This is a genomic window from Halobacterium sp. NMX12-1, from assembly GCF_040435975.1.
Lineage (GTDB): Archaea > Halobacteriota > Halobacteria > Halobacteriales > Halobacteriaceae > Halobacterium > Halobacterium hubeiense.
This window is the reverse complement of the sequence record NZ_CP159204.1, coordinates 1,806,610-1,819,489: the sequence shown is the minus strand read 5'-3', so window position 1 is coordinate 1,819,489 and position 12,880 is coordinate 1,806,610. Positions and strand designations below refer to the sequence as shown.

General features: G+C 65.2%; 12 protein-coding genes and 1 pseudogene. 6 read left to right on the top strand and 7 right to left on the bottom strand.

Translation table 11 applies throughout. From position 1 onward, the window contains the following. Nucleotides 1–93: 93 nt before the first annotated feature. Entirely contained in the window at nt 94–1,026 is a 933-nt protein-coding gene (locus tag ABSL23_RS11215) for a 1,4-dihydroxy-2-naphthoate polyprenyltransferase (protein ID WP_353633816.1), read from the top strand. 6 nt (nt 1,027–1,032) lie between these two features. On the opposite strand, the gene ABSL23_RS11210 is transcribed toward ABSL23_RS11215, so the two are convergent. Further along, nucleotides 1,033–2,325 carry a transposase gene (locus ABSL23_RS11210; RefSeq protein WP_353633815.1) on the bottom strand — a complete coding sequence of 431 codons (1,293 nt, stop codon included), beginning with the start codon at nt 2,323–2,325 and terminating at the stop codon, nt 1,033–1,035. A 257-nt stretch (nt 2,326–2,582) separates the two neighbouring features. On the opposite strand from ABSL23_RS11210, the gene ABSL23_RS11205 reads away from it, so the two are divergent. From ABSL23_RS11205 to ABSL23_RS11190, 4 genes are read left to right on the top strand one after another with little or no spacing between them, the layout of a single operon-like run. Then, nucleotides 2,583–3,590 (top strand): enolase C-terminal domain-like protein, encoded by a 1,008-nt coding sequence (locus ABSL23_RS11205; RefSeq protein ID WP_353633814.1) that lies wholly within the window; start codon nt 2,583–2,585, stop codon nt 3,588–3,590. Continuing rightward, the gene (menE, locus tag ABSL23_RS11200) at nt 3,583–5,046 is read left to right on the top strand and encodes an o-succinylbenzoate--CoA ligase (RefSeq protein ID WP_353633813.1); all 1,464 of its coding nucleotides are present in this window, start codon (nt 3,583–3,585) and stop codon (nt 5,044–5,046) included. The genes ABSL23_RS11205 and menE overlap by 8 nt, the downstream gene beginning before the upstream one ends. 25 nt (nt 5,047–5,071) lie before the next feature. Then, a complete protein-coding gene (locus ABSL23_RS11195) occupies nt 5,072–5,761 on the top strand; it encodes an NRDE family protein (RefSeq protein ID WP_353633812.1) in 690 nt (229 codons plus the stop codon). Between the two features lie 25 nt (nt 5,762–5,786). Beyond that, nucleotides 5,787–6,197, top strand: a complete 411-nt coding sequence (locus ABSL23_RS11190) for a MarR family transcriptional regulator (protein WP_353633811.1) — start codon at nt 5,787–5,789, stop codon at nt 6,195–6,197. Between the two features lie 14 nt (nt 6,198–6,211). Here ABSL23_RS11190 and ABSL23_RS11185 read toward each other — a convergent pair whose 3' ends face one another. The 3 genes from ABSL23_RS11185 to ABSL23_RS11175 are packed head-to-tail and all read right to left on the bottom strand — an operon-like array spanning nt 6,212 to nt 7,873. After that, nucleotides 6,212–6,490, bottom strand: coding sequence for a hypothetical protein (locus ABSL23_RS11185; protein ID WP_353633810.1), 279 nt, complete (start codon nt 6,488–6,490; stop codon nt 6,212–6,214). Continuing rightward, on the bottom strand, nt 6,465–7,739 hold the full coding sequence (locus ABSL23_RS11180; RefSeq protein ID WP_353633809.1) for a transposase: 1,275 nt from the start codon (nt 7,737–7,739) through the stop codon (nt 6,465–6,467). The genes ABSL23_RS11185 and ABSL23_RS11180 overlap by 26 nt, the downstream gene beginning before the upstream one ends. After that, complete coding sequence (locus ABSL23_RS11175; RefSeq protein ID WP_353633808.1) at nt 7,736–7,873, bottom strand: plasmid partition protein ParG; 138 nt, start codon at nt 7,871–7,873, stop codon at nt 7,736–7,738. The genes ABSL23_RS11180 and ABSL23_RS11175 overlap by 4 nt, the downstream gene beginning before the upstream one ends. 56 nt (nt 7,874–7,929) lie before the next feature. Here ABSL23_RS11175 and tnpA point away from each other — a divergent pair. Continuing rightward, nucleotides 7,930–8,313: pseudogene (gene tnpA, locus ABSL23_RS11170) on the top strand (IS200/IS605 family transposase); the annotation flags it as partial. On the opposite strand, the gene ABSL23_RS11165 reads toward tnpA, so the two are convergent. From ABSL23_RS11165 to ABSL23_RS11155, 3 genes are read right to left on the bottom strand one after another with little or no spacing between them, the layout of a single operon-like run. After that, entirely contained in the window at nt 8,209–8,502 is a 294-nt protein-coding gene (locus ABSL23_RS11165; RefSeq protein ID WP_353635404.1) for a hypothetical protein, read from the bottom strand. The pseudogene tnpA and the gene ABSL23_RS11165 overlap by 105 nt on opposite strands. A 59-nt stretch (nt 8,503–8,561) precedes the next feature. Then, nucleotides 8,562–9,497: a DUF368 domain-containing protein gene (locus tag ABSL23_RS11160; protein WP_353633807.1), complete on the bottom strand. Its 936-nt coding sequence runs from the start codon at nt 9,495–9,497 to the stop codon at nt 8,562–8,564. After that, a complete protein-coding gene (locus ABSL23_RS11155; RefSeq protein ID WP_353633806.1) occupies nt 9,497–12,712 on the bottom strand; it encodes an oligosaccharyl transferase, archaeosortase A system-associated in 3,216 nt (1,071 codons plus the stop codon). The genes ABSL23_RS11160 and ABSL23_RS11155 overlap by 1 nt, the downstream gene beginning before the upstream one ends. Between the last annotated feature and the right edge of the window lie 168 nt (nt 12,713–12,880).

The following is a 12,880-nucleotide window of genomic DNA, read 5'->3' as shown; positions in this document are numbered from 1 at the left end:
CGACTTATACGTCTCCCTTGCGGCGGGCCACGACACCACCGCCACAGCGCCGGGACCGCCACCGCTATGGGCGCGCTCGCCCAATCGCGGGGCATGACCGATACGGCTGACGTCTCCCGGCGGGAGGCGTGGCTCATCGCCGCGCGCCCGCACACGCTCCCGGTCGCGGCCGCCCCCATCCTGGTCGCGGTCGGGCTGGCGGTCCGCGACGGCGTGTTCGCGCCGCTACCCGCGCTCGCCGCGTTCGTCGGCGCCGCGCTCATCCAGGTCGGCACGAACTTCGCGAACGACTACTACGACGCCGTGCAGGGCGCCGACACCGAGGACCGCGAGGGGTTCACGCGCGTCACGGCGGGCGGCCTCATCGAGCCCGACGAGGTCAAGCGCGCGATGTACCTCACGTTCGCCGCGGCCATCCTCGTCGGCACGTACCTCGTCTGGGTGGGCGGCGTTCCCATCCTCGTCGTCGGCCTCGTGAGCGTCGCGTCCGGCATCGCGTACACGGGCGGCCCGTACCCGCTGGGCTACCACGGCCTCGGCGACGTCTTCGTGTTCGTCTTCTTCGGCGTCGTCGCCGTCACCGGCGCGTACTACGTGCAGGCCGCGAGCTTCGTCGCGGGCGTCCCGGTCGGCATCCCCGAGGGCTCAGTGACCTTGTCGTCGGTCGTCGCCAGCCTGCCTATCGCGGCTATCGCGACGAACGTCCTCGTCGTGAACAACGTCCGCGACAAGGAGGAGGACGAGACGACCGGCAAGCGCACGCTCGCGGTGCGCTTCGGCTACGCGTTCTCCCGCGTCCAGTTCGTCGCGATGCTCGCGCTCGCGTACGCCGTCCCGGCGTGGTTCTTCGCGCGGACAGGCGAGCCCGCGGTGTTCCTGCCGTACCTATCGCTCCCGCTGGCCGCGAGCGTCACGCGGACCGTCTTCACGCGCACGGACGGCGACGCCCTCAACCCAGCGCTCACGCGCACCGGGCAACTGCTCGCGCTGTACGCGCTCCTCTTCGGCGTCGGCCTCGCGCTGTGACATCTTCTACCCACCCTGAATGGAGGGGCTCCCTACAAGGGAAAGCTCGCTATGCGAGGAAGTTTCGGAACTGTACGCCGCGAGGGTCATTTGTCGTGATTTTTGACTCGCCTCGCGGTGTTCTGTGGTGGTGTCACAGCCACTCCCATCCCGTGGCGAGTCATCGCCCGTCGGTTTCAGCGACAGGCTCTCTCCCCACGGGTTGAGGCGACCGGCGATGTTGGCCGCCGCGTTGATGTCTGCTTGGTACTCCGTCACCCAACAGTCGTCGTTCGTACATCGGAACGCTGCCTGAGAACTCCGAGACCCGAGGTGTCCGCAGGCGTGGCACGTCTGACTTGTGTACGCCGGACTCACGAACCGAACCGGAATACCCGCTTCGAGGGCTTTGTCCTCGATACGGCCAGTGAGACGGGCGAACGCCCAGTTGTGGAGACGGCGATTCATCCACTTTCCGTAGTCGAGATGTTCGCGAATGTACGTCAGGTCTTCTAGTACGATTACCGGATTCTCGAACTGCCTGGCGTACTCAACAGCGCTCCGAGACGCCTTCTCTACAATATCCGTCAGCGCGTTCTGGTAGTGGTTGAATCGCTCCTCGATGCGCCACTCGGCGGCGTCACGTTCTTGGAGACGCTTCAGTGTCGTATGCATTTCCTTGCGGAGTTGTCTCGCTCGGCCGCCGTCGTAGATGTACGGTTGAGTCGGAGTGCCGTCTTGACAGGCACAGCCCGTCAAGAGTTTGGATTCACCGATGTCGAAGCCGATCGGTGTCGGATCGTCTGGTTGTTCTGGTTCCGTAACTTCGTACTCGATGGTGACGTGAAGTACCCAGTTAGTTCGGTGTTCTTGTAATCGGAACTCGCCAACTGTCACGTCACCCTCGAGAAGGTCGTTCCACAACTCTTGCTGAGCCGGGTTGATGCGAAGAGGAATCCAGAAAGCGTTACCACGACCGGCTTGGGGAACACGCCAGCAATAGCTATGGTCGCGATTAGGAGAGTAGTCAAGTTGCCAACCCCGATTTGTGAACCGGACAGGATGGTCGTCGTTGACTTCTTCGGCGTTATACGTCTGGTGGAGTTTGGGGATGTAGTTCTTGAGCGCGTCTTTCGCGTAAGATGTGAGCGTGTACCCGGTAACGATATCGTTGACCGCCATCTGTGTGTCAGCACCACTTTCGAATGCATCGAGGAGAGCGCGACGGTACGTCGCTACAGTCCGCTGAAGCCGTTGCTCTTTATGCGCCGTCGGTGGCGCAAGCGTGGCTTCAAGCGTTTTCGTGACGGTAGCGCCCACGTCTCAGCTTAAGACAGCGAAGCACATAAAAATCATCCAAATTAACAAGGATATATGCCTAAAGAAGTGCGTTTTCAGGTGAGCGAGGAACAGCACGAATGGTTAACTGAACTGAAAGACGAGAGAGGATACACATGGAAAGGATTGCTGTTGGAGGGAGCAAAGTGCCTCAACACCAGCGAAAGATAGTAGTTAGAAAGTTGGTAGAGTATCACACCCACCTGCCGCAAGCGAAGGAATTTCCTATTTGTTAAGAGATGTTTCGACAGTTCTCGCTCCCGCTGGCGCGCCCGCTGGAGACGGCTCGCGGCACCATCGACGAGCGCCGCGGATTCATCTTCGCCCGAAACGGCGGCGTCGGCGAAGCCACGCCACTTCCAGACTGGACCGAACCGCTGGACGCCTGCGAACGGGCGCTCGAAGCTGCCGACGACGCCGACAACTGGGACGACGCGCTCGCCGCCTGCGAGGACGCGCCCGCCGCACGGCACGCCGTTTCGCTGGCGAAACTCGACGCCGAGGCTCGCGACAAGGGCGTCTCGCTGACCCGAAGTCTCGCCGACGACCCCGTAGAGTCGGTCCCGGTGAACGCCACCGTCGGCGACGGCTCCATCGAAGCGACGGCAGCCGAAGCGCGAGCCGCCGTCGAGCGGGGCTTCGAGACGGTGAAACTGAAGGTCGGGGCGCGCTCCGTCGAAGCGGACACCGAACGGCTCCGCGCGGTCAACGACGAAACTGACGCGACGCTGCGCGCGGACGCGAACAGCGCGTGGACGCGCGAGCAAGCCCGGAAAGCGTTCGACGCGTTCGCCGACTTCGACATCGAGTACGTCGAACAGCCGCTTCCTGCCGAGGACCTCGCGGGGCACGCCGACCTCCGTGGTGGCGAGACCGATGTCGCGCTCGACGAATCGCTGACCGAGCATGCGCTCGCTGACGCGCTCGACGCCGCCGACTACGTGGTGCTGAAGCCGATGGCGCTCGGGGGCGTGGACCGCGCGCTCGACGCCGCTCGCGCGGCTCGCGACGCGGGCGTCGAACCCGTCGTGACGACGACCGTGGACGCCGTCGTCGCGCGAACCGCCGCCGTCCACCTCGCCGCCGCGATTCCCGACGTGCCCGCCTGCGGGCTCGCGACCGCCGACCGGCTCGCCGACGACCTCGCGGCCGACCCCGCGCTCGTCGAAGACGGCCGAATTCGCGTGCCCGAGGCACCCGGCCACGGCGTCAGCATCGACCTCGCGGAGGTGAACGCCGATGCGTGATGCCATTGCGCTCCAGACGCGAAGCAACCCCGACGCGACCGCGCTCGTGGACGCCGCTACCGACGCGTCGTGGACGTTCCGCGAGTTGGACGCCGACGTCAAGGAGACCGCGGGCCGGCTCGCCGCGTGTGGCGTCCAGCGCGGCGACCGAGTCGCGGTCCTGATGGAGAACCGCCCCGCGTTCGTCCGGCTGGCGTTCGCGTGCGCCCGGCTCGGCGCGGTGCTCGTGCCGCTGAACGCCCGGCTCGCGACGCCCGAACTCCGCGCACAAGCGGAGCGCGTCGACCCAGTCCTCGTCGTCTACGAAGCCGACACCGCTGACCCGGCCCGCGAGCTTCCCGTACCAGCAGTGAGCGTGGACGCCGGGGGCAACGTCGAGCACTTCGGCGCGCGCTCGCCGGACGCCGTCGAGCCCGCGGACCTCTCGTGGACGGACACGCGCGCCGTCATATTCACCTCGGGGACGACCGGCGACCCGAAGGCGGTCCGGCTGACGTACGCGAACTTCGCCGCGAGCGCCGTCGCGTCGGCGTTCCGGCTCGGCGTGCTCCCCGAGGACAGCTGGCTCTGTCCGCTGTCGCTGTACCACATGGGCGGGCTCTCGGTCGTCCTGCGGTCGGCGCTGTACGGGACGACGGCGGTGCTCGCGCGCGGCTTCGACGCCGACGACGTGCGCGACGCGCTCGCCACGCACCACTGCACGGGCGTCTCGCTCGTCCCGACGATGCTCTCGCGGCTGCTCGACGCGGGCGGCGTCCCGGACACCCTGCGGTTCGCGCTCGTCGGCGGCGCGCCCACGCCGCCCGAACTCGTCGAGCGCGCGCTGGACTCGGGCGTCCCGGTCTGTCCGACGTTCGGGATGACCGAGACCACCTCGCAGGTCGCGACGCTGCACGCGACGGAGGCCCGCGACCGCCCGGACAGTTCGGGCCGGCCGCTGCTCGGCACCGAGGTGGCCGTCGTCGGCGAGGACGGCAACGTCCTGCCGGCTGGCGAGACGGGCGAACTCGTCGTTTCGGGGCCGACGGTCACGCCCGGCTACCTCTCCGCTGACGCGAACGACGAGCGGTTCTGCGAGCACGGCCTCCGTACCGGCGACTTCGGGTTCGTGGACGCTGAAGGGTTCCTCCACGTCGGCGGGCGGCAGACCGACCAAATCGTCACCGGCGGCGAGAACGTCCACCCCGAGGAAGTCGCGGCCGTCCTCCGCGACCACACCGCCGTCGGTGACGCCGCCGTCGTCGGCGTCCCCGACGAGGAATGGGGCGAACGCGTCGCCGCGCTCGTCGTCCCCGAGGGCGACGTGACCACCGACGACCTCCGGGCGTTCTGCGAGGACCGGCTCGCCGGCTACAAGCACCCCCGGACGATTGTCTTCGGCGACGAAATCCCCCGGACCGCCTCCGGGACCGTGGACCGCGAAGCCGTCCGGTCGATGTTGGCCGACGAGAACTAAGTGCGGGCGGACCCTACTGTCGGGCGTGTGTACGCTGACATTCGCGTGGCAGGTGTACGACGACGCGCCGCTGGTCGTCGGTGCGAACCGCGACGAAGCAGTCGGCCGCCCGTCCTCCCCGCCTGCCGTCCGCGGGTCGAACCCCGAGGTGCTGATGCCCAGAGACGAGGACGCCGGCGGGACGTGGCTCGGCGTGAACGAGCACCGCGTGTTCGTCGGCGTGACCAACCGGGACGCCGACATCGAGGGGGAGCGCTCCAGAGGCCTCCTCGTCACTGACGCGCTCGCGGCCGGGTCCGCCGACGACGCGATTGGGACTGTGGAGCGCGAGGTCGCCGACCGCGAGTACGCGGGGTTCAACCTCGTCGTCGCGGACGAACACGAGTGCGTGCTCCTGGAGTGGGACGGCGTGCTGCGGACGCACGCCTTCGACCCCGGGACGCACGTCGTCGTGAACGCCGGCTTCGACGGCCAGACGGAGAAGTCGCGGACGATTCGGGACGCACTCAGCGGCCGCGACACGGCCGACGCGTGGCGCGCGGCCGCCCGCGACGCGCTCCGCGACCACGACACCGACGCGTGCGTCCACCGCGACGGCTTCGGTACGCGGTCGTCGTCGCTCGTGACGATTTCGGCGGACGGCGACGTGGCCTACGAGTTCGCCGACGGCCCGCCCTGCGAGACCGACTTCAGGCGCGTGGACGGTCAGCTTTAAACCGCGCGCACACCCTGTGTCGTACATGAGCGCCGAAGCCACCGAGTCGGACCTCTCGGAGGACGAGCGACGCGGGCTGGAACTCGTTCGAGAGACGCGGGGCGTCCACCAGAGCGAGTTCTGGAAGGAGCTGGACGTCTCCTCGCGGAAGGGCAGCCGCATCGCCTCCAAGCTCGAGGAGAAGGGGTTCGTCGAGCGCGAGGAGACCGTCCACGAGGGCAACACCACCTACCTCATCACGCCCGTCATCGACGAGCGCGAGTTGGACTTCTCTCTTCTGATGGCCGGCGAGATGCTGTCGCCGTTCGTCGGCGAGGAGGAAGTCGACGCCCAGAGCGACGCCTTCTCGCAGTGGATCATGAACCTCGCTTACGAGGACCAGATCGACGCGGAGCCCGAACCCGAGCCGGAGCCCGAACCGGAAGGCGAGTTCTGAGTCGGCCGTCTCCGCTATTCGCCGGTCGAGTCGCGCGCAATCACCAGCGCGACGCCGTCTTCTCCCTCGGTTTCCGTCGCGTACAGCGCCAGAAGTGTCTCTTCGATAGCCTCCGGTACGTCGGCGCGCTCGCGGACGTCCGCCCAGACGCGCTCGGGGACGCGCAGCACCCACGCGTCGGGGCGACGTTCGACGAGCGGGTCGTCGCGGAACGCCTGGCGCCACTCGTGAACCGCCTCGGGGTCAAGCCCCGAGGCTTCCCGTGGATTAGTCTGACACGCCTCGGATACCATCGGAATGATGTCCTCTCGCGGTATCCGAGGTCACGGTCGGGGCGTCCACGGCCCCCGATGCCTGCCGTCGCACCTTCCTGACTTGGGGAAGGCTGTTGAGAGCAGGCACATTCCAATCGAGTTTCTTACTGCCTTTCACAGCGATGTTGACACTTGCACCACGGTCGCTGTGGTCTTGATGCCCGCAGTCCCGACACTTGAACCGCTTCTTATGACGGTTCGCACGCTCCGTATGTCCGCACATCGGACACCGCTGGCTGGTGTACTCGGGGTTAATCCACGCGGTCGGAATGCCCTCAAAGGCTGCCTTGTACGACGTATAGTGTTGGAGGGCACGGAACGGGAGGTGGTGCAAGCGTCGGTTCATCCGCGTGCCGTAGTCGATACTGTCGCGCATCTCTTTGAGGTCTTCAAAGACGATACACGATTTTTCGAACTGTTGGCTCCACTCCACGATGTGCCGACTCACTTTGTGGAGTCGGTCACGGACGAACCGTGCTTCTCGTCCTTCCAGCGTGTCGTGGATACTCGGTTTCTCGGCGTTCTGCACGCGCTTCCGCATCGTGAAGTAGCGGTGTCGCTCGAACTTGATTTCGGGGAAGTCGATGACCAACGTATCCTCAACTCCATCTGCTGACAGCGCCGACAGTGCCACGTTGTCTTCGTTTACGTCTACGCCGATGACCGTCCGAGAGTCCTGTTTGTCTCGGACTGTACGCTCGGTATTCGTGACGTTGACGTGCAACTCGGGTGTCTCGTCGTGGAATAATGCTTCCGTCGTCCCAATCGTCCACTCGTCGCTTGCGAGTGCGGCCCGCAAAATGTCGATATGAGCGTCGTCGCCTTCTAGCACCCCTTTTACGTGTTTGTACGGTCTGGTGCTGATACGGAACTCGATAGTTCCGTCGTCACGGACCGTGAGATTGTAGCCTTCCTCGTAGTTGGCTCGAAGCGGGTACGCACCATCCTTGGTGTGACTCGGCAAGCCGAAGTCGTCGTACTCATGGTAGTTTTCCATCGCACCGAGTGCCTTCGCCACGACACGTTGTGTCGTATTTTTCACGAGGTCGGCGTTGGCGGCTACGCGATCGGGGATTTCATCCCAGTCCACGCCCTCCTTGGCGAGACGGATGGTTTCGTTGTACGCCCACCGTGATTCGAGCGTGGCGTCGTACAGTAGGCTCTCGTTGTCACTCTGGATGTCGAGTTGAAAGTCCAGCGTCTTCACGAGAGTCTGTACGTCGGTCATTCTTCGTCTTCGTCGAGCCAGTCGGTAACGAGTCCACGCACGACTTCGGACTTTGTTTTCTCAGCGTCGATGCATTGCTTCGAGAACTCCTTGTATAGCTCGTCCTCGAAGTCAACGGTGAGTCGTTTGGTCATCCCTCACTTATTGCTTATTCACTGAAATGCTTAATTCTTGTCCACGAATGGGAACTATGGGCGAGAACCGGTCAAACCACACACGGTATACAACGTCAACTACCACTTTGTGTGGTTTCCGAAGTATCGACACCCGAAACTGGGTGTGATAGATTCACCGGAATCGAGTTTTCGAGAAGTGTGCGACGAGTCTAACTATGGGATATTGTCGTTGCACAGCTTACTCGACCACGTACACCCGTTCCTATTAACACATCCCAAGAACGCCCCGAGCGAGATCGTACGGACCGTCAAGAGCAGTACAGCACGAGAGATGTGGCAACAGCGAACCCCTGTTACGAGAGTACCTGTAGGGCGGTTGGTTCTGGGAGGAATCGTACTACATCGGGACGACTGGTGATGTTTCGGCCGCTACGATTGAACAGTATATCGAGCGAACGGTCTTCACCCTCGGGGTCAAGCCCCGAGGCACTCGGCCTGTTTCGCCTGTAGACGAGGCCGTCGACGGACCGCCCCGGGTAGTCCGACAGGGTCGCCTGCACGGACGCGGCCGCATCGCGGAGCGTCGCCTCGGTGACGCCGCCGTCGGCGGCGACCCGTGAGACCGTCTCGTCGTCGAAGGGGAGCACGGCTGTGCGTTCGAGCGCGACGAAGAAAACACCCCTTCCAGCGGCGGGAACTGTCGGCGTCAGTAGTCGAGGTCGTCGGTCGTCGCGTCCAGCACGAGCACGACCGCCGCGCCGAGCACGCCCGCGACGAGAACGCCGCCGGCGCTCGCCGCCGTCCACTCGGGGTTCGCGTCGCTAATCTGGATGGCCGGCGCCCGGAGCGCGCCTGCCATCAGCGCGACGAGGAACGTCAGTGTCGCCGCCCGGTAGTTCTCCAGCGCCCACTCGACGACGCGCGCGAACGACAGCACGCCGACGACGGCGCCCGCCGTGAACACCACGAGCGTCGACACCGGGTCGACGGCCGCGCCGAAGTCGCCGCCGAGGACGGCGTCTGTCGACTCGCTGACCGCCGACGTCATCGTGTCGTACAGCCCCAGCGTCAACAGCAACAGCGACCCCGAGACGCCCGGCAGCACCATCGCGCAGATGGCGACGGCGCCCGCGAGGAAGACGACGGGCAGCACGTCGGGGAGCGCGCCGGTCTGCGCTTGCGCGCTCAGGACGAACGCGAGCGCGAACCCGACGACGGCCGCCGCGACTCTGCCCGGCGTGTCGAGCGTGACTTCGCTGAGGAGGACGACGACGGAGGCCGCGATGAGCCCGAAGAAGAACGCAAACGTCACGCCCGGGAAGTCGTTGATGGCGACGTGGACGACGTTCGCGACGGTGACGACGGCGGTGACGACGCCGACGCCCAGGAGTGCGAGGAACGGCACGTCCATCCGGACGAGCGACTCCCAGAGTTCCTCGCGGGCGTCGGCGCTGCCGAGCCGTGGGACGAGCGCGAGCAAGCCCAGCGCTTCCACGGGGTCCAGCGCCGCGATGGCGCCGACGAGGCGCTCGTAGATGCCCGTGATGAGCGCGATGGTCCCACCGGAGACGCCGGGGACGGCGTCGGCGGCGCCCATCGCGGCGCCCTTCAGGTAGACCGCCAGCCAGTCGCGCCCGGCCATTATGCGTACCGCCGACCGAGCGCGCCGACGACGGCGGGCGCGACGAACGCGGCGGCCGCACCGAACGGGGATTGGGTGTCTAATCGGTCAGCTTGCGTCGTCTCTGTGGAGTTGACCGAGTCTGCTGTGATTTCGGACGATGCAACATTCGGCTGCGTTGTATTATTCTGCGTCGTGTTGTTCGTGTCGCCGAGCGTCCCGCTGACGTGACGGTCTAGCTCGACTGTTGAGACGGTCTCGTTCTCGCCAATCACTTGGCCTTCGGTGATCTGAGCGGTCGTGTTCCACGTCACAATCTCGCGGTCTTCAGTGATTGTGGAGGGGCTCGTGATCTCGTAGGGGCCTGTTGCCCGAACCGACGTGTTCGTGTACCCGTTTGCTGGCCCATATGCCTCGTAATCAGTTGTGGCATACGGGAGCGTCATCGTGAACTCGCCGTCCGGCCCAGTGTCGGCACGCTGCGTGTACGTGAACTGCGGCGTCTGGTTGCCCTGCGCGAGGTGGGTCATGTTCAGCGTGACCGACGCGGTGACCGTCGCGTTCGCAGGCCCGGTGCCTTCGACGGTCGCGCCCTCGACGCGCTCGAAGAGCTTCACGCCCTGGTCGTCGCTGGAGCCGACGAGCCGGTAGTGCTGTAGCGCCTCGACGTACTCCGGCGGGTTACTCCCGATGCCGCCGATCTGGGCGGTCGTGTCGTTGGCGACGTACTGCTCGGCCGCGGTCATGCTGTTGAACTGCTGAATCGGGGACGCCGACTGGTCGAAGCTGTACAGGTCCGCGCCGGTTGCCGTCTGGAAGGTGTCCTGCCAGTCGACGACGATGGGCTGGGGCTGCTGGGCGCTCCCGTGGTTCTGGTAGAGCCGCACCATCAGCGACTCGTAGTACGCCTGGTGGTGCAGCGTCGGGAGCTGACGGAACGACCGGTAGTTCGTCACTTGGCCGTCCTCACCGTACTGCGAGAGGATGTTCTGCGTGTAGAACGTCCCCGTGGAGAGGTTCCGCGGGCCGTCGTAGAACTGGATGGGCGCACCGAACTTCTGCTGGGTGGAGACCATCTGGGAGTCTACCGCGACGTACCGCGTCTTCGCGTCGTCTTCGTTGACGACGTCGAGCGCGTTCGCGGCCTCCGTCTCGTTCTGCGAGAGCAGGAAGTTCGCTGCGTTGTCCGCGTTCTGCTGGAACGGGTTCGCGACCGGAATCGTCTCGCCCTCGACGGTCATCCAGTGGCCGTAGTCCCACCACGACATCACGCCGTACGCGCCAGCGGGGTAGTCGTAGTCGTCGGTCTGACTGTACGTCCCGTAGTAGTCCAGCTGGTCGGCGTTGTTCGCGTCACCGAAGTTCCCCTGCTCGGGCGTGTTGTTCTGCATCCACTCCATCGCGTCGTCCCACACCGTCACCGCACCTGGGCCGTTCGACGCGCCGACGGTCGTCGCGGACTGCAGCGGCACCTGCTGGCCCTGATTGTTCGTCAGTCGAATCGGACTGGCGCCGTCGCCGGTCGCAGACGCCGCCACGGGCGCCGCGATGGGGACGAGCACGACCAGCACGACGGCGACGACCGTCCCGACCTGATACCAGTCAACGTCTTCGACCTGCGAGGCCGGCTTGTCGAGGCTTACGGAACCAAGCACGACCTTCAACACGTACGCGTTCAGCACCACGACCGGCACGACGAGGTAGTAGTTGAACCGCACCTGCGTGAACGCCGCCGAGGTGATGAACGCGCCCCAGACGACCACGAGTAACTGTTCGGGGTCATAGTCGCCAGTCACCGTGACCGCAAGCAGCGTTATGGCGACAATGGCGAGCGAGCCGAGCTGACGGTCGACGCCGAGGAGCGTGCCGACCGCGTCACCGATGCCCGGCGCCACGAACACAAGCCCCACCACCAAGACGGCGGCCGCTGCGCCGCCCAGCCGCCGCGGGTTGCCACTCCGGAAGTGCGGACGGAGCAGAATCCACCCCGCGCCGAGGAGCGCCGTGAAGAACGCGAGTCCGTACTCAAGGAAGATGACGCCGACCATCCCGAGGCCGTAGCGGCTCGTCTGGGAGAGGAACGGCTGCGCCTCGCCGATAGTCCGAGTGGCTGCGCCGGCGCTGAAGCCGAGATACGTGAGAAGGTTCGACTGCAGCGACGACCAGAAGCTCGGGAGGACGAGCGCGAGTACGCCGATACCGACGACGAGAATGCCGAAGGTCGCGGCGACGTAGCCGGCTTCGCTGCGCTCACGGTCGTCCCAGACGCGTGCGAGCGCGGCGAGGAATACGCAGCCGAACGCGACGGCGAACGAGAACGCCGGCTGGAGATAGGTGAACCCGGAGACGCCCATGCCGGCTTCCTCGATTGACGAGAGCAGCAGAATCCCCGTCGTCGCCATACTGATAGCGCCGACGATGGCAGCGTGCTCCGGGCTCGTACCGCTGTAGTAGTCGCTAACGAGCTTCACGAGGTAGTACGCGCCGAAGATGCCGACGAGAAGGACGCCAGGCGGCCACACCCACATGTAGGCCGCAGTCGTGATTCCGGCGAGCACACTCCACCCGACGACGCGCCGCAGCCCGGCGACGTCGCGGTCGAGGAACTGCTCGTACACCGGGTTCTCGCGCTGGGCGACCGTGAGCGCGATCATCGTCGCGAGCACTGCCAGCGACATGAACAACGGCTCCGCGCCGTTGTGGTCGGCGGCGCCGACGAGGCTCCGCGAGAGGAAGTAACCCGGAAGGAGGCCAAGAACGACTGCCGCGAACACGCCGCCGAGCCGGCCACCGAGGCGCTTCCCGATGAAATACGTCGGGATGGCCAGTAGCGTGCCGAAGACGGCGGGCGCGAACAGCAGCGTCATCGAAATCGTCTGCTGTGACGGGGAGCCGAGTCCGATGACTACGGCTGCTGTTGCGACGATTTGGTCGAACAGCGTCCCGAACTGTCCGGCGAGCGTCCCGGCAGGGAAGTTCGTCCAGATGTCGAATGGCATCGTCTCCGGCCAGTTCTGGACGGTGTACATCACCTGTCGGTAGTGGTAGTACGCGTCGTTCCCGGAGAAGTACACCTGCCCGTTCTGCGTGAAGTTTTCCCACGCCTGCACGCGTACCCAGAACATGAACGCGAGGACAGCGCCCAGTACGGGTACGTGGTACCAATTTTCGAGAGCGTCGAGAGCTGAATCGGCCGATATGGAGGACGCTCTCGACTCCTCGTTCTTCTCGCTCATTACCCGTAGGGTCCGCCAGAGCGCGAATAAGCCTTGTCATCTTCCTACGGACTGAGCGGGCTGTTTGAGTGAGCAGAGCATCTTGAATTATTGCAAGTCCTAGCCTGGCCCGCTGTATTTTATCGCCTCGAAAGCGCCAGTCTGCCCGAAATACCGCCACTAGACGGT

Bases quoted from the DNA above. Each gene is read 5' to 3' on its own strand.
- ABSL23_RS11175 (WP_353633808.1), bottom strand. From the start codon at position 7,873: ATGACCAAACGACTCACCGTTGACTTCGAGGACGAGCTATACAAGGAG.
- ABSL23_RS11185 (WP_353633810.1), bottom strand. From the start codon at position 6,490: ATGGTATCCGAGGCGTGTCAGACTAATCCACGGGAAGCCTCGGGGCTT.
- ABSL23_RS11205 (WP_353633814.1), top strand. From the start codon at position 2,583: ATGTTTCGACAGTTCTCGCTCCCGCTGGCGCGCCCGCTGGAGACGGCT.
- ABSL23_RS11180 (WP_353633809.1), bottom strand. From the start codon at position 7,739: ATGACCGACGTACAGACTCTCGTGAAGACGCTGGACTTTCAACTCGAC.
- ABSL23_RS11215 (WP_353633816.1), top strand. From the start codon at position 94: ATGACCGATACGGCTGACGTCTCCCGGCGGGAGGCGTGGCTCATCGCC.
- ABSL23_RS11160 (WP_353633807.1), bottom strand. From the start codon at position 9,497: ATGGCCGGGCGCGACTGGCTGGCGGTCTACCTGAAGGGCGCCGCGATG.
- ABSL23_RS11155 (WP_353633806.1), bottom strand. From the start codon at position 12,712: ATGAGCGAGAAGAACGAGGAGTCGAGAGCGTCCTCCATATCGGCCGAT.
- menE (WP_353633813.1), top strand. From the start codon at position 3,583: ATGCGTGATGCCATTGCGCTCCAGACGCGAAGCAACCCCGACGCGACC.
- ABSL23_RS11190 (WP_353633811.1), top strand. From the start codon at position 5,787: ATGAGCGCCGAAGCCACCGAGTCGGACCTCTCGGAGGACGAGCGACGC.